Origin of the sequence: Streptomyces sp. SAI-127, assembly GCF_029894425.1 — a bacterium.
Taxonomy (GTDB): domain Bacteria; phylum Actinomycetota; class Actinomycetes; order Streptomycetales; family Streptomycetaceae; genus Streptomyces.
Genome location: NZ_JARXYJ010000001.1, coordinates 9,517,779 through 9,537,964 on the forward strand (window position 1 = coordinate 9,517,779; position 20,186 = coordinate 9,537,964).

Here is a 20,186-nt window from a genome sequence, read left to right on the forward strand (position 1 = left end):
CCCTCGAGAGAGGAGCAGCAATGACCGTCCAGCCCCACGAGGTGGTCGCAGCCGTGCTGCGGGACGTCAAGGCGGTCGTGTTCGACACCGATGGGGTCATCACCGACTCCGCCCGAGTGCACGCAGCCGCATGGAAAACCGCCTTCGACGCCTTGCTGACCGAACACCCGCCCGAGGACCCTGGACAGCGGCGCCCCTTCAGCATCCGCGACGACTACGTGCGATACGTGGACGGCAAGTCCCGGTTCGACGGTGCCTCCGCATTCCTGGCGTCACGTGGTCTCGACCCGACGGAAGCAACCGTGCGCGCCGTGGCGGAGCACAAGGAGCGCCTGTTCACCGAGCGGTTGCGCGAGCACGGCATCGACGCCTACCCGGGGACCGTACGGCTCGTGCGCGCCCTGCGGCGGGCCGGGATGCCGTGTGCTGCGGCCTCCGCGTCCCGGCACGCACACGAGCTCCTCACCCGGGCCGAGGTCCTCGACCTCTTCGACGTCCTGGTCGACGGGGGTGAGGCGGCCCGGCTGGGCCTCGCGGGCAAACCGCAGCCCGACCTGTTCCTGGAAGCTGCACGCCGCCTTGGCGTGCCCACCGGGCGGTGCGCCGTCGTGGAGGACGCGCTGGCGGGCGTCGAGGCAGGTCGGCGGGGCGGGTTCGCCCTCGTTGTCGGAGTGAACCGAGCCCACGATCCGGACAGCGGGGCGCGACTGCTCGAGCACGGCGCCGACATCGTCGTACACGACCTGGCAGAGCTGCTCCAAGAGGGAGTACGACGGTGACGTCCTGGACCTGGGAGTACGACGGCTACGAGCCCACCGGTGAGCGTCTCAGGGAGTCGCTGTGCACCCTGGGCAACGGATACCTGGCCACTCGCGGGGCGCTCCCGGAGTGCACGGCGGACGACGTGCACTACCCGGGCACCTACGCGGCCGGCTGCTACAACCGGCTCACCTCGGAGGTTGCGGGACGCCGGGTAGAGAACGAGGACATGGTCAACCTGCCGAACTGGCTGCCGCTGCGCTTCCGGCTCCCGGGGCAGGAGTGGATCACGCCGTACACCGCGGAGGTGCTCGACCACCGGCACGTCCTGCATCTGTCCTGTGGGCTGCTGGAGCGCAGGACGCGGTTCGGGCTCGGCGCGGGGCGGGTCTTGACCGTGCGGCAGCAGCGGCTGGTACACATGGCCGATCCCCATCTGGCCGCCCTGCGCACAGAGTTCACCCCCGATGGCTTCACGGGCGAACTGGAGGTCGAGGCCGCGCTCGACGGAAGCGTCACCAACGCGGGGGTGCCCCGCTACCGGGATCTGGACGGCCGTCATCTGACCCACGTGCACACGGGTACCGTCGCCCCGGACACCGCGTGGCTGCGCTGCCGTACCCGCACCTCTGACATCCGCATCGCACTGGCTGCCCAGCTGATCGCGGACGAGCCGGTGTCGGACGAGCACGAACCCTCGCGCGCCGTACAGCGGACGCGCCTGCAGTTGACACCGGGCCGGACTGTCACCGTCGACAAGGCGGTCGCCGTGCACACTTCGCACGACCCCGCGATCAGCGACCCACTGCGCGCCGCCATCGACCGCGTGGTCGCGGCGCCCGGATTCGATGAGTTGCTGGAGACACACCTGACCGCGTGGGACCAGTTGTGGCGGCGAGCCGAACTCGAAGTGCCCGGGCAGGCCGGCCGCATCCTTCGGCTGCACCTCTTCCACGTCCTGCAGACCCTCTCCCCGCACACGGCGGACCTTGACGTGGGAGTCCCGGCCCGGGGACTGCACGGCGAGTCGTACCGCGGGCACGTCTTCTGGGACGAGTTGTTCGTCCTGCCCTACCTCAACCTGCACTTCCCCGAGGTATCGCGCGCCCTTCTGCGCTACCGCCACCGCCGCCTGGACCAGGCCCGTGCCTCGGCCCGCGCCGTCGGCCGGCGCGGCGCCCTGTACCCGTGGCAGAGCGGCAGCGACGGCCGGGAGGAGACCCAGCAACTGCATCTCAACCCCCGTTCGGGGCGCTGGCTGCCGGACCACTCCCGGCTCCAGCACCATGTCGGCTCGGCGATCGCGTACAACGTGTGGCAGTACTGCGAGGCAAGCGGCGACACCGAGTTCCTGCACACCAAGGGCGCCGAAATGCTCCTGCAGATCGCCCGCTTCTGGGCCGACTCCGCCACCTGGGACGACCAACTGGGGCGCCACCGCATCAAGGGCGTGGTCGGCCCGGACGAATACCACGAGGCCTACCCGGACGCGCCGGAGCCCGGGCTCGACGACAACACGTACACCAACGTCACCGCCGCCTGGGTCCTCACCCGCACCCTGGAAGTGCTGCGCACCCTGCCCGAACCCCGGCGGCGCGAACTCGCCGAGCGCACCGGCCTGGACGACGGCGAACTCGAACAGTGGGAGGCCGTCTCCCGCACCCTGCACGTGCCCTTCCACGAGGGCGTCATCAGCCAGTTCGAGGGTTACGGCGACCTCACCGAACTCGACTGGGACGGCTACCGCAAGCGATACGACGACATCCGCCGCCTGGACCGGATCCTGGAGGCGGAGGGCGACACGGTCAACCGCTACCAGGCGTCGAAACAGGCCGACGTCCTGATGCTCGGCTACCTCTTCTCCCCGGCCGAACTCCGCTCCCTCTTCGGACGATTGGGCCACCGGTTGGACGAGGAGACATGGCACCGCACGGTCGACCACTACCTGCGCCGCACCAGCCACGGCTCCACCCTCAGCGGCCTGGTCCACGGCTGGGTCCTGGCCCGGGCGCGCCGCGCGGACGCCTGGACGTACTGCCAGGAGGCCCTGCGCGGAGACATCGCCGACCTCCAGGGCGGCACCACCGGAGAGGGCATCCACCTGGGCGCCATGGCCGGCACGCTCGACCTCGTCCAGCGCGGCCTGACCGGCCTGGAGACCCGCTCTGGCGCCCTATGGCTCGACCCGGTGCCGGTGCCCGAACTGTCGTCGTACGGATTCTCCCTCCGCTACCAGGGGCACTGGGGTGTCCGGCTGCGCCTGGAGCACGGCTGCCTCAACATCGAGGTCCCCTCGTCCGACCGCTCACCGATCGACGTCCGGCTGCCGGACCGCGCGGTCAGCGTGGAGCCGGGCGAGACCTGCCGACTGGTTCTTCCGGACTGACCCCGCCGTCCTGCCGCGAACTCGGCCGGATGCCCCTCCAACAGGGGCCGGTTGGTCCCCCGGAGGACCTGGACAGTCCCTCCCCGCACCTGCGAGACGGCGCGACGCTGGTAGTGACAAGTGGACCAGACCTCATTCTGGAGGTGTCGTCATGGTGCTGCCCGTTGTCGCCGGAGTCGACGGATCCGCCGAGAGTCTGGCCGCCGCCGAATGGGCGGCCCGTGAGGCCGTGCGACGCGCACAGCCGCTGCATCTGGTGCACGTCTGGAACTGGCACCCCCGTCAGCAGGAAGGCGAGATCGCCAACGCCGCCCAGCGGCACCTGGCGCGGCGCTCCCTGCGGCAGGCGGAGGAGCGGGTCCGTGCCGCCTACCCGGACATCCGCCTGTCCGACGAGCAGATGGAAGGCCCAGCGACCGCAGCCTTGTTGAAGGTGGCTGACCAGGCCGACCTGATGGTCCTGGGCTCGCGTGGCCTGAGCGGCTTCACCGGATTCGTCGTGGGTTCGGTCGCGCTCGGCGTCGTGGCCAAGGCGACGCGACCGGTCGTCCTCGTGCGGGCCGCCGAGGAGGCTGCGGACGAACATGTCCCGGCCGGCGACGGAGGCGCTCCGACGGACGCCGACTACCGAGACGTCGTCCTCGCCATCGACCTTCACGACGCGTGCGACGAGGTCATTGAGTTCGCCTTCCAGGCGGCTCGGCTTCGGCACGCCCGGCTTCGGGCCGTGCACGCCTGGCAGGCGCCCAGCCCTCTCAGCCTCGGCGCCGGTGACATCGGTCTGGTCAGCGACCCTCAGCGCTCCGACGAGTGGCTGGGCTTCCTCAAGGCCGTGCTCCAGGGGTGGCGCGACAAGTACCCCGATGTGGAGGTCCTGGAGACGGTGGTGGAGGACAAGGCCTCGACCGCACTCGTCCGGGCCTCGACCGGAGCGAGCCTCCTCGTGGTCGGTCACCGCCTCACCGAGCGGCCTGTGGGCCCACACACCGGCCCCGTCACACACGCCGCGATCCATCACGTCGGCTGCCCCGTGGCCGTCGTACCCCATCTCTGGTGCTGCGCGCCGCGGTCGAGCGGCTGAACGAGCGTTACCCGCAGCTGTACATCGCCGCCGAGCAGGTGCGTAGGCAGCCCGCGCCGGCGCTGCTCGCCGAGGCGGAGAACGCCGAGTTGCTGGTCATCGGAAGCCAGGGGCTCGGCGGCATCGGCGGGTTCATGGCGGGGTCGGTCGCCATGTCCACCGTGGCCCACGTCGAGCGGCCGGTCGTCCTTGTCCGCGCGGACGAGACGGCGGCGGACGAACATCTCCCGGACGGCTCCAGGACAGCGTCGCCTCGTACTCCGTACCGCGATGTCGCGGTAGCCGTGGACATCGGCGGATCCTGCGACGAGGTCCTCGACTTCGCCTTCAGGGCGGCGCAACTGCGGCAGGCACCGCTGCGCGCGGTGCACGCCTGGCATGTTCCTCTCACCCAGCCGATGCCCGGAACCGAGGAGCGCGCGCTGATCAGGGCGGAGGTGGAACGCGAACTCGCGGCACTGCTCGAACCGTGGCGCGCGAAGTACCCCGACGTGGCTGTCCGCGAGAACCTGCACGAGGGCCGTCCCGCACATGTCCTCGTACGGGCAACGAACGGGGCCGGCCTGCTGGTCGTGGGGCACCGCAGGCGCCGTGGCGCAGTCGGCTCGTACACCGGCACGGTGGCCCATGCCCTGATCCACCATGTGACTCGGCCGGTCGCGCTGGTGCCCCACGACTGACGATCGTGGGCCACGCCGACGGTCCACGACTGCTCATCAGGAAGGTCGGCGGTCGAGGCGTACTGGTATCCGCACGCCATGAACGGCTGGGGCACAGTCGACCTTCAGAGCGTTTTGATCGCTGTTGGCGTGCTGTTCTACCGCGCCCTCAGCCACGGCGCCGTCCGACCACGCACAGGTGAGACCCCACCAGTTCCGGAAGAGACGCTGTCTCAGCGGTACGCCTGCGGAGAGCTCGAAGAGGACGAGTATCGGCAGCTGGCCGTTCTGCGGGAGCGAGCCCTTGCCCTGATACAGCCTCATTCATCCGCAGCCTCAGCGGCTGGCCGAGGACAGGGCCGGACGGCGGGCTTGGGGGACCGCCCGGCCCTGTCGGGGCGTCATGTTGCGGCGAGAGCCTCGGCTGTCAAGGACGCCAGTGGGTGCTGGCGTTTCAACCGACTCCGCCCCTCATCGAGCGCCCGGGCGAGGCCATCGGCGTAATCGTTGATGCGTTGAAGGAAGCGGAGTCTGGTGCCTTTACGGTTGCTGGGGGTCTGCAACTGTCCGATGGCGGAGACCAACGCCTTGGTACTTCGCTGCGCTTCGCGGAGTGCCTCCAGCGATGGGCTGTGCGGATGGTCGCCCTGCGTCACACGAGCCCATACGAGTGCGGTTGCCGTCGCCCGGGTTAAGGAGGACTCCGCGTTGGCAAGGCGGAGTAGGCCTACGGTGAGTGCAGCAAGATCCTCGACAGGGATCGCGGGCATTTGATGATGCGTCAACCAATTCCCGAACTGCACTCCCAGGGGTCACATCACCCACCGGACACGGTGGGACCGCTCTCCTCGTCCGGAGCACCTCGATTCGCCCGTACCGGATGCTTGCTCATGATCGAGACCCGGTTGAACGCGTTTATGGTGACCGCGACCCAGATCGCAGCGGAGATCTGGTCATCGGTGAGCGCGTGTCGAGCGGTCTCGTAGGCGGATTCCTGTGCGACGGCGTCGGTGGGGTCGGTCGTGGCCTCGGCCAGTGCGAGGGCCGCCCGCTCCACGGGCGTGAACAGGTCGGTGTCCCGCCAGGCGGCCAGCACTCCCAGCCGGCGCGCCGACTCGCCCGCGCGTACTGCCGCCCTGGTGTGGGTGTCGAGGCAGTAGGCGCAGCCGTTGATCTGCGACACGCGAAGGTTGATCAGTTCCACGGCGGTACGGTCGAGCCCCGCTTCGGCGGCGACTGCGCGCACCGATTCCGCCGTCTGCACCAGGGCGTGGAAGGCCTTGGGGCTCTGCTTGTCGATGAAGATCCGCATGTCTCCTGCTTGTTGTCTGCTGGTTGTGGCCTGGTGATCACGGCATCGTAGTTGCTGTAACAACTAAATCCCAGGCAGCAGGGTGGCGGTATGGCTGTTCATCGGGCCCGTACGGTGGCGACGGCCCGTCCGCGCTCCGATTCCGGGAACGAGGACGTCGACGGTCTCCTCCGCGAGAACGGCCTCGTCCACGACCTGACGGATGGTCCGTGCTCGGACACCGGGGCGCCGGAATCGTCCTCCGGAACATCGCCGAACGTGTCCCTGGCACCAACGGTTGACGTGTCAAGGTTGACCATATAAGTGATGTGTCAACTAATAAGGGTGACCCGTCAACTCCCCTACACTCGCTTTTATGGATGAAGAGGTTCGGTGGCTGACGGCGGAGGAGCAGCACGCCTGGCGGAGTTTTGTTCGGTTGCATGAGCGTCTGGGGGGTCGCCTGGCGCGCATGTTGCAGAGCGAGTCGAAGCTTTCGGCCGCGGATTTCGGCGTGTTGGTCAATCTGACGGATGTGCCGGACGGCCGGCAGCGTTACCAGGATCTGGCCCGCGCGCTCGAGTGGGAGAAGAGCCGTATGTCCCACCACATCGCTCGGATGGCAGGACGAGGGCTGGTGATCCGCGAGGAGTGCCCCGAGGACGCGCGGGGAGCGTTCGTGGTGATCACGGACGCCGGGCGGGCGGCGATCGAGGCGGCGGCTCCGCTGCATGTGGAAGCGGTACGAGAGCTGTTCCTGGACCATGTCACGCCGGCGGAGCTGCGGACTCTGGCCGACATCTCCGACCGAGTGGTGGCGAAGCTGGACGACGACCCCGCCTGATCGGCCGACCGGCCGGGGGCACGCGTACAGGTGCGCATATTTTCCTGGCGAACAGCTCTTCTTCCGCTGAACAGCTCAGTCAGCGAGGCGCGGGGGGAGCCTCCGACCGTGATCCGCCCCGCTCAAGGTGCGCGGCAAGGTCTTCATGCTCAAATCGGCCCCCGACGAAGCGGGCCGCCCTGCGTCACGAGCATGTGATGATCACCCTCGGCTACCAAGCCTCAGCAGCCTGCCCACCCGCACACCTACGGCCGCCGCGCCTGACCTCCCCCCATCCTCGGTCAAACACGGTCAGCCGTTTACGGAGTGTGACCGGCGCGGCGGAGGACAGGGCGCAGGGTCTCGATGACGCCGGGGTCGTCCACCGTGGACGGGATGGGTTCGTCGCGGCCGTCGGCGATGCCGCGCATGGTCTTGCGCAGGATCTTTCCCGAGCGGGTCTTGGGCAGGGCGGCCACGACCGTGACGTCCTTGAGAGAGGCGACGGCGCCGATGCGCTCGCGTACGAGTTGGACGAGTTCGGCTTCGACCTCGCCCGGTTCGCGGGCGGTGCCTGCCTTGAGGACGACGAAGCCTCGCGGTACCTGTCCCTTGAGTTCGTCGGCGACGCCGATGACGGCGCATTCGGCGACGTCGGGGTGGGCGGCCAGGGCCTCCTCCATGCTGCCGGTGGACAGCCGGTGTCCGGCGACGTTGATGACGTCGTCGGTGCGGCCCATGACGAAGACGTAGCCGTCGTCGTCGAGGTGGCCGCTGTCGCCGGTGAGGTAGTAGCCGTCGAAGGCGGACAGGTAGGAGGCGATGTAGCGGTTGTCGTCGTTCCAGAGGGTGGGGAGTGCGCCGGGCGGCAGGGGAAGCTTGACGACGATCGCGCCGTCGACGCCCGGGGGCACCGGCTCGCCCGCGGGATCGACGACGCGGACGTCCCAGCCCGGCAGGGGGCGGCTGGGGGAGCCGGGCTTGATGGGGGCGACTTCGATGCCGGCCGGGTTGGCGACGATGGGCCAGCCGGTCTCGGTCTGCCACCAGTGGTCGATCACCGGGATGCCCAGGAGAGCGCTCGCCCAGTGATACGTCTCCGGGTCGAGGCGCTCACCGGCGAGGAAGAGATAGCGCAGGTGCGAGAGGTCGTAGCCGGCGGTGAGTGCGCCCTTCGGGTCCTCCTTCCTGATCGCCCGGAAGGCGGTGGGCGCCGTGAACATGGTCTTGGCCCGGTATTCGGCGGCCACCCGCCAGAACTGCCCCGCGTCCGGGGTGCCGACCGGCTTGCCCTCGTACAGGACCGTCGTCGCGCCGGCCAGCAGGGGCGCGTAGACGATGTAGGAGTGGCCGACGACCCAGCCGACGTCGGAGCCGGTGAACATCGTCTCGCCCGGGCCCACGTCGTAGACGGCGCCCATCGACCAGTGCAGCGCGACCGCGTAGCCGCCGCAGTCCCGCACGACTCCCTTGGGCTTTCCGGTCGTTCCGGACGTGTAGAGGATGTACAGGGGATCGGTGGCGGCGACGGGAACGCAGCCGGCAGGCGGCGCGGCGGCGACCAGCTCGGCCCAGTCGAGATCGTCCGGACCCAGCGCGGCCGGCTCCTGCGGACGTTGCAGGATCACGCTCTTCTCCGGCTTGTGGGCCGCGAGTTCGATCGCCTGGTCGAGCAGGGGCTTGTACGCGATGACACGCTTTCCCTCGATGCCGCAGGAGGCGGAGACGACCACCTTGGGGGCCGCGTCATCGATACGGAGGGCGAGTTCGCGCGGGGCGAACCCGCCGAAGACGACCGAGTGGACCGCGCCGATACGAGCGCAGGCCAGCATCGTGATCGCAGCCTCCGGGACCATCGGCATGTAGATCACCACGCGGTCGCCGTGCCCCACACCGAGCTGTGCGAGGGCTCCCGCGAAGGCCGCCACCTCGTCCCTCAGCTGCGCGAAGGTGTAGGCGCGGCGGGCCTCGGTCACGGGGGAGTCGTAGACGAGCGCGGGTTGTTCGCCACGGCCGGCTTCGACGTGCCGGTCGAGCGCGTTGAAACAGACGTTGAGCCGCCCGTCGGGAAACCAGCGGTAGAAGGGTGCGCCCGAGGGATCCAGGGCGCGCCGCGGAGTGACATCCCAGTCGATGCCCTCGGCCGCCTTCAGCCAGAAGCTCTCCGGGTCCTCGGTACTGGCGCGGAAGACATCCTCGTACGTTCCCATCGCGCACTCCTTTGTGGCATCGAGGGACGGTGTTGGGACCGTCTGCGAAACGGTGTCGGACACAAGTACCGCATGCCGGCCGGTACGGTCGAGCAGCATGCCGGAGGCCGGTCAGTGCGGCTGCTGCTCACGCGCCGAGGTGCTCACGCAGCCACTGGCCCATCTGCTGGATGGCCTGGTCCACCTCGGGTACCCGCCCCGCGCCCAGGACGAACGAGTGCTGTCCCTCGGGCATCGGGTGGACCTCGGAAGTGACCTTGAAGTCCGCCAGTCGGCGGCCGAGCTCGGCGCCGTCGTCGGCGAGGGTCTCGTACTCGCCGTAGTGGACGGTCGTGGGCGGCAGGCCGGTGAGGTCGGCGTTCGCAATGCTGATCTCGGGTGAGGTGAAGTCCACGGCGGGATCCTGCAGCCAGGCTCCGCGGAAGAGTTCCAGCGTGCCCCGGCTGAGCATCCTGTCGTTGTCCTCGTTCTCGTCCACCGACGCGTTCTGGAGGGTGAGGTCGGTCCACGGCGAGACGCTGACGATCGCCCCCGGGGTCGCCTCGCCCTTCGCGAGCAGACGCAGCGGCAGCATCACCGCGAGGGTGCCGCCGATCGAGTGACCGGTGCTGCCGATGTTCCTCGGCTCGTAGCCCTGCGAGAGCAGCCAGCGGTAGGCCGTCTCGGCGTCGTCGAGCTGCGCGGGGTGGGGGTGTTCGGGCGCCAGGCGGAAGTCCACGACGAGGGAGCGGGCTCCGGCCGCCTTCGCGATATGGCCTGCGGCCTTGCGGTCCGAGTGCATCGAGGCGGTGACCGATCCGCCGAAGTGGAAGTGGAGCAGTGCCCGGTCGGGGTCGGCGCCCTCGGGGATGGCCCACAGGGCGGGGACGCCGCCCGCGTCCACCTCGGCGTAGGTGACGCCTTCCGGCTCGGTCGACGCCTTGTGGTTCGAGTCGACGATGTCGCGGATGACGGCCAGGTCCAGGCCGGGTGTGGCCGACTTCGCGCTCACGCTCGCCAGGAACTCCGCGAACTCGTGGGCCTCAGGGCTTACTCCCATGGTGGTGCTCCTTCTCAGGCGGGTTGATGGGGTGGTCACGACGCTAAGGCCTGAGTATGGAAAAGTAAACTCAGATGAGGTTGGAATCCCCCTGCGTGTGAGTGAGCTCGGCGGGGTTCACGGCACCGGAGGCGCCGTGGCGTTCATTCCGGTATCAGTTCGGCCGCCCGTTCGGTGACCTCGTGCCGTAGGGCGGTCCACAGGACGCGTACGGCCGGGTGCGTCACCGCCTCGCGGCGGACGGCCAGGGTGATGGGGAGCCGGATGTCGATCTCGTCGGCGAGCAGTCGGCGCAGTCGGGTCCGCTGGGCCAGAAAGGCCGGCAGGACGCCGATGCCGGCGCCCTGCTGGGTGGCTTCGAGCTGGGCGAAGACGTTCGTCGAGGAGAATGCCGGGGTCATGCCGGGAAGGTGGCGTTCGATGTCGAGGTCGCCGACCTGCAGCATCGACTCGATGTAGAAGATGAGCGGGTGCTCGCGCAGCTCGGCCACCGTCTCAGGGCGGCGGTACCGGCTGAGGTAGTCGTCATTGGCGTAGAGCCCCAGCGTGTAGTCGGTGAGGTGTTCCGTCACCAGGTGGCTGCTGGCAGGGACGCCGATGACGAGAGCGAGATCGAAGCCGGACGGGCGCAGGGCGAGCTGCCGTGTCGCGGTGATGAGTTCGACCTGGAGCCGGGGGTGCCGGCGGCGTACCCGTACGAGGGCGGGCGTGGCGAAGACGGTGCCGAAGCCGTCGGGCGCGCTGACGCGCACCGTGCCGTGCAGGGACGGCGAGTCCTGGCCCGCCACGGTGTCCACGACGCGGTCGATGGCCTCCTCGATCACGCGCGCGTTCTCCGAGACGGCTCGACCGATGTCCGTCAGTGTCCAGCCCTCCGCGCCCCGCTCGATGAGACGCAGGCCGAGGCTCTTCTCCAGTGCGGCGATACGGCGTGACACGGTCGTGTGATCCACGCCGAGTGCGTCGGCGGCTGTCACCAGACGGCCGGTACGGGACACCGCGAGCAGGTAGCGCAGATCGTCCGCCCGGAGTTTGCGCGGATCGACGGAGCGAGAGCCGACCGGCCGCGGAGCGGGGTTCTCGTCCGGGGAGTGGGGGTGCACGGCCCGACCGTATCTGCATTTCTGCACAGCGGCTGTGCGCTATTGGTCGTTGTTCGCACTCTGCGCGGGGCCCCACAGTCAGGGCAGCGGGCGCCACCTGCCCCGCCGTTCCCGCCGAAAGGGCCGCCATGATCGCCAGCCTTTCCCTCCCGAGGATCCTGCGCGTCGGCGGCGGTGCCGTGGGCGAGCTGGGTGACGTCGTCTCCCGACGGGGAAGACCGCGAGGCTCGCGAGGCGATGATGCTCGCCGCGACCCAGGCCGGCATCGCCTTCTCCAACTCCAGCGTGGCGCTGGTGCACGGCATGAGCCGCCCGATCGGCGCTCACTTCCACGTCGCCCACGGCCTGTCGAACGCCATGCTCTTCCCCGCGGTGACCGCGTTCTCCGCACACGCCGCCGAGAGCCGGTACGCCGACTGCGCCCGCGCCCTCGGAGCCGCCACCGACGGCGACGGTGACGCCTTGGCCGCCGACAGGCTCGTAGAGGCACTGCGATCGCTGTGTCAGGATCTTGACGTGCCCACCCCTCGGGCCCACGGCATCGACAAGGACGAGTGGTCCCGCCTGTCGCCCCTCATGGCCGAGCAGGCGCTCGCGTCCGGGTCGCCCGCCAACAACCCCGTCGTACCCACCGTGGACGAGATCCAGGATCTCTACGCGCAGATCTACGCCTGACACCCGGCGAATGAGGAAGAGGAACATGAAGGCCACGACAGCCAGGTCCGCGCGGACCACGAGGTGCTGACCCATGACTGACACCGCTGCCGCAGAGATTCTCGCCGACGTCCACCGGGGCGTCGGCCGCATCCTGCTGAACCGGCCCAAGGCGCTCAACGCGCTGACCACGGACATGGTCGCCGCGATCGACCGCAAGCTCGCCGAGTGGGCGGACACGCCGCTGTCCGCCGTGGTGCTCGCGAGCACCAGCACGAAGGCGTTCTGTGCCGGTGGAGACATCCGCACGATCCGCGAGCACAGCCTCGCCGGGGACGCCGAGGCCAGTGAACGGTTCTTCGCCTCCGAGTACCGGCTCAACGCCCGGATCGCCGAATATCCCGTGCCGGTCGTGTCGCTCATCGACGGAGTGTGCATGGGCGGCGGGCTCGGTCTGTCCGTCCACGGCGGCTTCCGCGTCGTCACCGAGCGCGCGGTGCTCGCGATGCCCGAGACCGGGATCGGGTTCTTCCCGGATGTCGGGGCCAGCTACTTCCTGCCGAGGCTGCCCGGCGCGCTCGGCATGTACCTGGGACTGACGGGGCACCGGCTCGACGCGGCCGACACCCTCTACACGGGGCTGGCCACGCACTTCGTCCCCGCGGACGGGCTCGACGCGGTCGGCGACGCGTTGGCCGACAACCCCGGCGACCCGGTGGACGTGGTCCTCAACCGTCTCGGCGGCGGTTCCCCGGTGGCGGAGAGCAGGCTGGCGGAGGTACGCGGGGAGGTGGACTGGGCATTCGGCGCGGCGACCCTCGGCGAGATCGAGAAACGCCTGCGTCACCTCGACACCCCCTGGGCGGCAGGCGCACTGGTCGCCTTGGAGTCGGCCTCGCCGCAGAGCCTGGAGATCACTCACGCCCTGTTGTCCCGGGGCAGGCAGCGCACATTGCGCGAGTGCCTTGCCGCTGAACTCGCCCTCGCGCGTACGACCATCCGCACGCCGGACTTCCTGGAGGGCGTCCGCGCGGCCCTGGTCGACAAGGACCGCAACCCCGACTGGCAGCGTGTGGCGCTCGACGGACGGACGTTGCCGTCCTGATCATGCCCGCCGTGAGGAGGGCATGGCCTCGCGCCGGGAGCCTGCCGTGCAGGAGGGGCGGGTCGCGGTGACCGTGCCGGACGCAGGATCCGGGCCGGCACGGTCTCAGTCGTTGTCGGGCACCATCGAGACCACGACCTTGCCCGCCTTGGTGCGGCCCTGCTCGACGTACGCCATCGCCTCGAGCGTCTGGTCGAACGGGAAGGTGCTGTCGATGACCGGGCGGAGCTTCCCGCCGTCGTAGAGGGCGCCGAGCTTGCGCAGCTGGGAGCCGTTGGCCTGCATGAAGAAGAACTGGTAGCGCACGCCCAGCGCCTTCGCCTGCTTGCGGACCTTGCGGCTGAGCATGCTCATCACCAGGCCCAGGAACGAGGGGGCGCCCAGCTGCTTGGCGAAGCCGGGGTCCGGCGGGCCGACGACACTGATGGCCAGACCGCCGGGCTTCAGCACGGTCAGCGACTTCTCGAGGTTCGCTCCACCCACGGAGTCCAGCACCAGGTCGTAGCCGGACAGCATCTTCGAGAAGTCTTCTTTGGTGTAGTCGACGACGATGTCGGCGCCGAGGCTGCCGACCAGCTTCTCCGTGTCGGTGCTCGTGGTCGTGGCGACCGTGGCGCCGAGATGCTTGGCGAGCTGGATGACCGTCGAGCCGAGGCCACCGGCACCTGCGTGGATGAGCACCTTCTGCCCCGGCTGCACATGGGCCCGGTCGACGAGGATCTGCCAGGCGGCCAGAGCCACCAGCGGCACGGCGGCTGCCTCCTGAAGAGTGAGGGAGTCCGGTTTGGGGGCGACATCGTCCATGTCGATCGCGATGAACTCCGCGAAGCCGCCGATCCGCAGGTCGCGCGGGCGGGCGTAGACCTCGTCGCCGACTTCGAAGCCGTGTACGGCGGAGCCGACCCGCGTCACCACGCCGGCCACGTCGTGGCCGAGCACGAACGGACGTTTGTACTTCAGGAGCTGCTTGAACTCCCCGTTGCGGACCATTTTGTCCAGCGGATTGACACTGGCGGCGCTCACCCTGACCAGGACGTCGCGGTCTCCGACCGTGGGCTCGGGTACGTCAGCGGCGCGTGCGCCGTCCTTGCCGTACTTCTCGACGACGAAGGCCTTCATGCCCGGCCGCCTTTCTGTGTGGGTTTCCCGGTGTTCGATGTGATTCTTCGCGCAAGTCGACGTGCGCGCCCGTTCGCGTGCGGTCGGTTGGTGCGCCGACCATGACGCTACTTCTTGAGTATAGAAAAGTAAACTCAGGTGAGTCGGGGTCACCGGGGATGGATCTGGTGCCGGCCGTGTCGGGCTGCCGCAGTGGGGCGACCGCTACCGTGCCGGCCCGGAGGGGTCGGCGGTCCTGGCGCGGCGTCGCGGGTGCGGTGCGCATGTCGGCGTCCAGATCCGCAGCATGTGCACGGTGGGCCTTCCGTGGCCCAACGGCCGCTCAATCGCGTGGCGTTGGCCCCGGACGCATGGTCCGCGTCCCGGGTTCCGGGTTCCGGGTCAAGCATCGTGTGGTGCGGTCAGGGCTTCGTGGGTGGATGCCAGGATCTTCTCCGACAGTTCCGTGCCCGCCGTGGCCCGGGCGAGCAGGATCGCGCCGACCAGGGTGGCCACCATGGGAAGGCCGTCGTCGGCGTCGGTGGACAGCCACGCGGCGAATTTCTCGACGCCCGCCGCGTACGTTTCGCGCACCTCCCCGGTCGTGGACTCGCGAGCCGTGTCCCCGGCGAATCCCGCGGTGGGGCAACCGGACCCGGGCTGGTCGCGGTGCTCGGGGGACAGGTAGTGGTCGATGAGGGCGCCGCGCGCGGTGTCGTGATCGCCCTGGGCCGCGTCGAACGACGCCAGGAGCTGGTCGAGGTCCCCGAACGCGGCCTGAGCCGCCTCGGCGATGAGTGCCTCCTTGGAGGCGAACTGCTTGTAGAAGCCGCCCGTGGTCAGCCCGATGGACTTCATCAGGTCGGCGACGCTGATGCCGTTGACGCCGCGCTCCCGGAAGAGCTGGGAGGCCGCGGCGACCGCGCGCCTGCGGTTCTCGAGCGCTTGTGCTTGCGAAACGCGACTCATCACTCACCTGCCACGTTAGATATCAAAGTGCATCTATCGTATGCGAACTGCCGGGCGGTCGACCGCGCGGACGGCGTCGGGCGTTGACTGGATCTGTTTAGATACCTATCGTAATCTAAAGCGAGATCGGGGCCGAGGCCTCGGTCCCCACTCATCCGCCAGCCCAGAAATGAGATCCCACCCATGACCACGCAGAACAAGACCGCTGTCGTCACCGGCGCATCCGCCGGCCTGGGCACCGCCTACGCGCAGCGGCTTGCCGACCGGGGCTACGACCTGATCCTGGTGGCCCGGAACACTGCGCGGCTGGAGACGCTGGCGTCGGACATCCGCAGCCGCACGGGCCGCGCGGTGGACGTCGTCGCCGCCGACCTCACCGACGCGGCGCAGATCTCCGTGGTCGAGGAGCGCCTTCGGACCGACGAGAGCATCGAGATACTGATCAACAACGCCGGCGGTGCGCTGCTCACGCCGCTGGCAGGCTCCGACGCGGCGGCCTACGAGGCGCTGATCAACCTCAATGTGACAGCGCTGACCAGGCTGACCATCGCGGTCCTGCCGGGGCTGACGGCCCGCGGGCACGGCACCGTCGTGAACATCTCCTCCGCCATGGCCCTCAATGTCCTGCCCTTCAGTGCCGTCTACAGCGGCACCAAGAGCTATGTGCTGACGTTCACCCAGGCCCTGCAGCAGGAACTCGCCGAGAGCCCCGTCAGGGTGCAGGCCGTGCTGCCGGGCGCTGTCCGCACGGAGCTCTGGGACGGCTCCGGCGTCGACCTCGAGGCGTTCCCCGACGAGTGGGTCATGAGCGTGGACGACGCCGTCGACGCGGCGCTCGCCGGCCTCGACGCCGGGGAGCCTGTCACCATCCCGTCCCTGCCGGAGATCAGCGACTGGGAGTCGTTCGAGAAGGCGCGTCAGGCACTCGTCCCGAACCTGTCCCGGAAGGTCCCGGCCGATCGCTACCGCGGCTGACAGCTACCGAGGTTGTCAGCTGTCGCGGCTGATAACCGCCGGCGACGGTCAGGTGCGCGACATCACCGCGTACGCGTTACTTCCCGCGGGGCAGGCTGCCCGCCACCCCGCAGCTCCCTGGCACCCTTACTTGAGGAAACACCCATGCCGAACGCCCTGTGGAACCCGATCGTCGCCGGGGAGTTCTCCCTGCCGCACCGACTGGCGATGGCCCCCATGACGCGGGACCGGTCCACCCCTGAAGGCGTACCCACCGAGCTGAACGCCGAGTACTACGCCCAGCGCGCCTCGCACGCCCTCATCATCACCGAGGGCACCCAGCCCAACGCCGACGGCCAGGGCTACCCGCTCACCCCCGGCATTTACACCGAGGAGCACATCGCCGGCTGGCGCAAGGTCACCGACGCCGTGCACAAGGCCGACGGACGCATCGTCATCCAGCTCATGCACGCCGGACGGATGTCCCACCCCGACAACACCCTCCACCACCGGCAGCCGGTCGCTCCCTCCCCGGTCCAGCCGGCGGGCACCATGTTCACCGCGTCCGGTCTCCAGGAGATGCCAGTGCCGCGAGAGCTGACCACCGAGGAGGTCGCCGCGGCGGTCGACGACTTCCGCCGCGCCGCAGCGGCCGCCGTCGCGGCAGGCGCCGACGGCGTCGAGATCCACGGCGCCAACGGCTACCTCGTGCACCAGTTCCTCGCCGACAACACCAACCAGCGCACCGACCAGTACGGCGGCTCCATCGACAACCGCATCCGCTTCGCCGTCGAGGTCGCCACCGCCGTGGCCGAGGAGATCGGCGCCGGCCGCACCGGCTTCCGGATCTCTCCCGGCAACCCGTTCAACGACATCGCGGAGAGCGACACCCACGAGCTGTACCCGGCACTCGTACGCGCCCTCGCCCCGCTCGACCTCGCCTACCTGCACATCGGCCACGGCGGCGACGACGCACTCCTGCACACCCTCCGCAAGCTGTGGCCGAACACCTTGGTCCTCAACCGGGCCGGCACCGACGTCGCCACCCGCGCCAAGGACATCGAGGACGGCCTCGCCGACATCGTCACCGTCGGCGTGCTGGCACTCGCCAACCCCGACCTGGTCGAGCGCGTACGCACCGGCGCGCCGCTGAACACCCCCGACCCCGCCACCTTCTACGGCGGCAGCGAGGCCGGCTACACCGACTACCCCACCCTCTCCGCCTGACCGACGCGGCCATACCGGTCCTGGCCGACCGGTATGGCCCCATGGGGGTACCACGTGTCTGAGCAGGCTGCTGTTGAACTGAGCGGCTCAGGACCGGAGGCGGGCGCCCTTTCCCAGCCGGGCGGTGACTTCGCGCGGAGTGAGGGCGGAGTGGTCCGCGGAGCATTCGACGACGACACGGACCGGGGCTTCGCAGTCGGTGTGGCGGACGTCCAGGACAGGCCCCTCGGGGCCGAGGGCGTATGCCTCGCCCCACTGGGTCAGTGCCATCAGAACGGGCCACAGGTCCCAGCCCTTGCGGGTCAGGCGGTATTCGTTGCGGGGGCGGCTGCCAGGTTCCTGGTAGGGGACGGTCTTCAGGATGCCGGCCGAGGTCAGCTTGCGGAGGCGGTCGCTGAGCACGGCTTCCGAGAGGCCGATGTGGCGGTGGAAGTCGTCGAAGCGGCGGACGCCGTTGACTGCGTCACGCAGGATCAGCAGCGTCCATTTCTCCCCGATCACGTCGAGCGTGCGCTGGACGGGGCAGTTCTCCGTGCTCGCCTCAAGCCACTCCATCCCGCCATCGTAAGGGGCTGGCTTCTCCATTGACAGTCAGGTGAACAAAAGTCTAGCTTCGCTTGGAAAAGTCAGCTGACAGTCAGAGGGAAGGGCGCTGGACCGTGGGGCGAACGCGTACGTATCAATGGGACGATCCCGCGATCTCGGCGGAGGCCGCCGGACGCATGGCCGGTATCGACTTCCTGCGCGAGGTGCAGGCGGGCCGGCTTCCGAGGGCGCCGATCAGCCAGACCGTCGACTTCGCCCTGGACGAGGTGGAGCCCGGCAGGGCGGTCTTCTCGCTGACGCCGGGGGAGGAGCACTACAACCCGATCGGCAGCATGCACGGCGGCGTCTTCGCCACGCTGCTCGACTCGGCGGCGGGCTGCGCCGTCCAGTCGCTCCTCCCGCAGGGGATGGCGTACACCTCGCTCGACCTGACGGTGAAGTTCCTGCGTCGGGTCACCGTGGACACCGGCCCGGTGCGCGCCATCGGCACAGTCGTCAACAAGGGCCGCCAAACCGCCCTCGCACAGGCCCAGTTGGTCGACGCGAAGGACCGCATCCTCGCCCACGCCACCAGCAGCTGCATGCTCTTCCCGGTACCCGCCCCTCGGGTGTGACTCCGCGGGTGGGGCCCTCGGTCCGCCGGGGGAGGACAGCCGGGACGCTGGAGGGTGCATCGGTATTCCGCTCGGCGGCGGCCCGCGGCCCCTGGCGCGGGTGGTGGTGTCGGCACCGGCCCGGTTGAGGACGATGAGCAGGTGGACGGGGCGCAAGGCTGACGAAACCTGGTGGTGGCAGGTTGTCCGGTCTTCACGTACCGGTTGATCTCGCACGGGACGACCGGGGCGCTGCCGTGGGGTGGGCTGCGGTTGGGAACAGCCGTAGCAGCGACTCTCGGCGCGCTGTTTCCGCGGCGGCGGGCGCGTCGGGGTCAAGCCTGTGGAGTCAGGCGGCGCGTTTGAGAGGTCAGCTCTTCCCGTTGTTTCATCCCGGAATGCGGAGTTGGTCCGGTGGATCCGCTCGACCGTCCGGCGTTTCATGCGGCCGTGGACTTCGCGCAGGTGTGAGTTGGCGGGGACGGCCTCCCGCCCATTGAGGCTCGAATCACCGCACACAATTCCCGCCGGCCGAGGCCGGCAGCATCATCGCCCGCCTGGTAGCGCACCGAACTCACGCCGGCCCGGCGCGCGTCTCCTGCAGCCGCGGCCCCCTGGTCGGACAGTCTGCTCGTCCGTCGGCGCTGGGCGTACCCGCTCATGCGCCCGATGGCGATCTCAGGTGATGTGTCAACTGTTCGTCATCCGTGCGCCACATTTCTCAGATCTCTCTCGACTCGCCGGGTATGACCACTTGCCATTGGCTGACGATCGCCATATGGTCGTACGAACGTAAGGCATACGAACGTACTTCAAAACTCAGGGAGCTCGTGATGGCGACAACCCGGCCGGTAGTGCTCGTGACAGGTGCCTCTTCGGGGGTCGGCAAGGAGACGGCCCGTGCCTTCGCCGCGGCGGGCTTCGAGGTGATCGGAACCGCTCGCAACATCGCGCGGGTCACCGCGCCCGCCGGGGTGACCTACCTCGACCTCGACGTGACCAGCGACGAATCGGTCTCCTCCGTGGTCAAGCAGGTGATCGACCGGTTCGGGCGTATCGACGTCCTGGTCAACAACGCCGGCGTCGGCGCCAACGGCGCCGCCGAGGAGTTCTCCGTCGCCCGGACCCAGGAGGTCTTCGACGTCAACGTCTACGGCATCATGCGGATGACCAAGGCGGTCCTGCCGCACATGCGCGCGCAACGGAGCGGGCGCGTCATCAACGTCTCCTCCCTCAGCGGGTTCGTCCCCAGTCCGTTCATGGCCATCTACACCTCCACCAAGCACGCGGTCGAGGGCTACTCCGGGTCGCTGGACCACGAGGTCCGCGAGCACGGCGTGCGGATCCTGCTCGTCGAGCCCGGCCCGATCAACACCCCGTTCGGGGACCACAGCGTGCAGGGCGACACCCCCCTGCCGCTCTACGCCTCGGGACGGCACACCTTCGACGAGGTGCTGGCGAAGAACACCAGCGGCGGCGACGACCCCGCCACCGTGGCCAAGGTGATCGTCGCGGCGGCCACCGACCGCAACCCGAAACTGCGGCGCACCGCCGGCACGACGGCCGCCGGCATCAGCCTCTTCCACCGCGTCCTTCCGGCCCGGATCTTCGACCGCATCGTCCGCAGGTTCAACCGGATGCCGAACTGACCCCCACCTCTCTCGCCTGCCCGCACCCGTCCGAAAACGG

Annotated in this window: 17 protein-coding genes and 1 pseudogene; 11 read left to right on the plus strand and 7 right to left on the minus strand. The window is 69.3% G+C overall.

Features of this window, described 5'->3' with window-relative positions; genetic code table 11:
- The first annotated feature begins 20 nt into the window (after positions 1-20).
- The 4 genes and pseudogenes from M2157_RS43560 to M2157_RS43575 all read left to right on the plus strand — a co-directional run bounded on the left by M2157_RS43560 (position 21) and on the right by M2157_RS43575 (position 4,906).
- Positions 21-779, plus strand: coding sequence for a beta-phosphoglucomutase family hydrolase (locus M2157_RS43560; RefSeq protein WP_280855629.1), 759 nt, complete (start codon positions 21-23; stop codon positions 777-779).
- Positions 776-3,142, plus strand: a pseudogene (locus tag M2157_RS43565) (glycosyl hydrolase family 65 protein); the annotation flags it as partial. The gene M2157_RS43560 and the pseudogene M2157_RS43565, both read left to right, overlap by 4 nt.
- Positions 3,143-3,296: 154 nt before the next feature.
- The gene (locus M2157_RS43570) at positions 3,297-4,226 is read left to right on the plus strand and encodes a universal stress protein (RefSeq protein ID WP_280867955.1); all 930 of its coding nucleotides are present in this window, start codon (positions 3,297-3,299) and stop codon (positions 4,224-4,226) included.
- Positions 4,199-4,906, plus strand: a complete 708-nt coding sequence (locus M2157_RS43575) for a universal stress protein (protein WP_280867956.1) — start codon at positions 4,199-4,201, stop codon at positions 4,904-4,906. Before M2157_RS43570 ends, M2157_RS43575 begins: the two co-directional genes overlap by 28 nt.
- 796 nt (positions 4,907-5,702) lie before the next feature.
- On the opposite strand, the gene M2157_RS43580 is transcribed toward M2157_RS43575, so the two are convergent.
- Positions 5,703-6,197: a carboxymuconolactone decarboxylase family protein gene (locus M2157_RS43580; protein WP_280855622.1), complete on the minus strand. Its 495-nt coding sequence runs from the start codon at positions 6,195-6,197 to the stop codon at positions 5,703-5,705.
- Between the two features lie 355 nt (positions 6,198-6,552).
- On the opposite strand from M2157_RS43580, the gene M2157_RS43585 reads away from it, so the two are divergent.
- On the plus strand, positions 6,553-7,020 hold the full coding sequence (locus M2157_RS43585; RefSeq protein WP_266520456.1) for a MarR family winged helix-turn-helix transcriptional regulator: 468 nt from the start codon (positions 6,553-6,555) through the stop codon (positions 7,018-7,020).
- Between the two features lie 299 nt (positions 7,021-7,319).
- Here the strand turns inward: M2157_RS43585 and M2157_RS43590 are convergent, their stop codons facing one another.
- From M2157_RS43590 to M2157_RS43600, 3 genes are all read right to left on the minus strand, one after another.
- Complete coding sequence (locus M2157_RS43590; protein WP_280867957.1) at positions 7,320-9,209, minus strand: propionyl-CoA synthetase; 1,890 nt, start codon at positions 9,207-9,209, stop codon at positions 7,320-7,322.
- A 127-nt stretch (positions 9,210-9,336) separates the two neighbouring features.
- Positions 9,337-10,248 carry an alpha/beta hydrolase gene (locus M2157_RS43595; RefSeq protein WP_280855620.1) on the minus strand — a complete coding sequence of 304 codons (912 nt, stop codon included), beginning with the start codon at positions 10,246-10,248 and terminating at the stop codon, positions 9,337-9,339.
- 143 nt (positions 10,249-10,391) lie between these two features.
- Positions 10,392-11,351 carry a LysR family transcriptional regulator gene (locus M2157_RS43600; RefSeq protein WP_280855619.1) on the minus strand — a complete coding sequence of 320 codons (960 nt, stop codon included), beginning with the start codon at positions 11,349-11,351 and terminating at the stop codon, positions 10,392-10,394.
- A gap of 192 nt (positions 11,352-11,543) precedes the next feature.
- On the opposite strand from M2157_RS43600, the gene M2157_RS43605 reads away from it, so the two are divergent.
- Together M2157_RS43605 and M2157_RS43610 are read left to right on the plus strand one after the other, a co-directional pair.
- Entirely contained in the window at positions 11,544-12,026 is a 483-nt protein-coding gene (locus M2157_RS43605; protein WP_280867958.1) for an iron-containing alcohol dehydrogenase, read from the plus strand.
- Between the two features lie 73 nt (positions 12,027-12,099).
- A complete protein-coding gene (locus tag M2157_RS43610) occupies positions 12,100-13,110 on the plus strand; it encodes an enoyl-CoA hydratase/isomerase family protein (protein WP_280855616.1) in 1,011 nt (336 codons plus the stop codon).
- A 105-nt stretch (positions 13,111-13,215) separates the two neighbouring features.
- On the opposite strand, the gene M2157_RS43615 is transcribed toward M2157_RS43610, so the two are convergent.
- Positions 13,216-14,229, minus strand: a complete 1,014-nt coding sequence (locus tag M2157_RS43615) for an NADP-dependent oxidoreductase (RefSeq protein WP_280855615.1) — start codon at positions 14,227-14,229, stop codon at positions 13,216-13,218.
- A gap of 381 nt (positions 14,230-14,610) precedes the next feature.
- Positions 14,611-15,177 (minus strand): TetR family transcriptional regulator, encoded by a 567-nt coding sequence (locus M2157_RS43620; RefSeq protein WP_280855614.1) that lies wholly within the window; start codon positions 15,175-15,177, stop codon positions 14,611-14,613.
- Positions 15,178-15,360: 183 nt separating this feature from the next.
- Here M2157_RS43620 and M2157_RS43625 point away from each other — a divergent pair, with 183 nt between their 5' ends.
- Both M2157_RS43625 and M2157_RS43630 read left to right on the plus strand, forming a co-directional pair.
- On the plus strand, positions 15,361-16,152 hold the full coding sequence (locus tag M2157_RS43625) for an SDR family oxidoreductase (RefSeq protein WP_280855613.1): 792 nt from the start codon (positions 15,361-15,363) through the stop codon (positions 16,150-16,152).
- A 144-nt stretch (positions 16,153-16,296) separates the two neighbouring features.
- Positions 16,297-17,358 carry an alkene reductase gene (locus M2157_RS43630; protein WP_280855612.1) on the plus strand — a complete coding sequence of 354 codons (1,062 nt, stop codon included), beginning with the start codon at positions 16,297-16,299 and terminating at the stop codon, positions 17,356-17,358.
- A gap of 87 nt (positions 17,359-17,445) precedes the next feature.
- Here M2157_RS43630 and M2157_RS43635 read toward each other — a convergent pair whose 3' ends face one another.
- Positions 17,446-17,913, minus strand: a complete 468-nt coding sequence (locus M2157_RS43635; protein ID WP_280855611.1) for a helix-turn-helix domain-containing protein — start codon at positions 17,911-17,913, stop codon at positions 17,446-17,448.
- Positions 17,914-18,017: 104 nt separating this feature from the next.
- On the opposite strand from M2157_RS43635, the gene M2157_RS43640 reads away from it, so the two are divergent.
- Both M2157_RS43640 and M2157_RS43645 read left to right on the plus strand, forming a co-directional pair.
- A complete protein-coding gene (locus M2157_RS43640; protein WP_280855610.1) occupies positions 18,018-18,518 on the plus strand; it encodes a PaaI family thioesterase in 501 nt (166 codons plus the stop codon).
- An 812-nt stretch (positions 18,519-19,330) separates the two neighbouring features.
- The gene (locus M2157_RS43645; protein WP_280855609.1) at positions 19,331-20,146 is read left to right on the plus strand and encodes an oxidoreductase; all 816 of its coding nucleotides are present in this window, start codon (positions 19,331-19,333) and stop codon (positions 20,144-20,146) included.
- Positions 20,147-20,186: the final 40 nt, after the last annotated feature.

Excerpts from the sequence above, each read along its gene's own strand:
- M2157_RS43570 (WP_280867955.1), top strand. The coding sequence starts at position 3,297 with ATGGTGCTGCCCGTTGTCGCCGGAGTCGACGGATCCGCCGAGAGTCTG.
- M2157_RS43560 (WP_280855629.1), top strand. The coding sequence starts at position 21 with ATGACCGTCCAGCCCCACGAGGTGGTCGCAGCCGTGCTGCGGGACGTC.
- M2157_RS43585 (WP_266520456.1), top strand. The coding sequence starts at position 6,553 with ATGGATGAAGAGGTTCGGTGGCTGACGGCGGAGGAGCAGCACGCCTGG.
- M2157_RS43610 (WP_280855616.1), top strand. The coding sequence starts at position 12,100 with ATGACTGACACCGCTGCCGCAGAGATTCTCGCCGACGTCCACCGGGGC.
- M2157_RS43595 (WP_280855620.1), bottom strand. The coding sequence starts at position 10,248 with ATGGGAGTAAGCCCTGAGGCCCACGAGTTCGCGGAGTTCCTGGCGAGC.
- M2157_RS43625 (WP_280855613.1), top strand. The coding sequence starts at position 15,361 with ATGACCACGCAGAACAAGACCGCTGTCGTCACCGGCGCATCCGCCGGC.
- M2157_RS43630 (WP_280855612.1), top strand. The coding sequence starts at position 16,297 with ATGCCGAACGCCCTGTGGAACCCGATCGTCGCCGGGGAGTTCTCCCTG.
- M2157_RS43590 (WP_280867957.1), bottom strand. The coding sequence starts at position 9,209 with ATGGGAACGTACGAGGATGTCTTCCGCGCCAGTACCGAGGACCCGGAG.
- M2157_RS43580 (WP_280855622.1), bottom strand. The coding sequence starts at position 6,197 with ATGCGGATCTTCATCGACAAGCAGAGCCCCAAGGCCTTCCACGCCCTG.
- M2157_RS43645 (WP_280855609.1), top strand. The coding sequence starts at position 19,331 with ATGGCGACAACCCGGCCGGTAGTGCTCGTGACAGGTGCCTCTTCGGGG.
- M2157_RS43635 (WP_280855611.1), bottom strand. The coding sequence starts at position 17,913 with ATGGAGTGGCTTGAGGCGAGCACGGAGAACTGCCCCGTCCAGCGCACG.
- M2157_RS43620 (WP_280855614.1), bottom strand. The coding sequence starts at position 15,177 with ATGAGTCGCGTTTCGCAAGCACAAGCGCTCGAGAACCGCAGGCGCGCG.
- M2157_RS43615 (WP_280855615.1), bottom strand. The coding sequence starts at position 14,229 with ATGAAGGCCTTCGTCGTCGAGAAGTACGGCAAGGACGGCGCACGCGCC.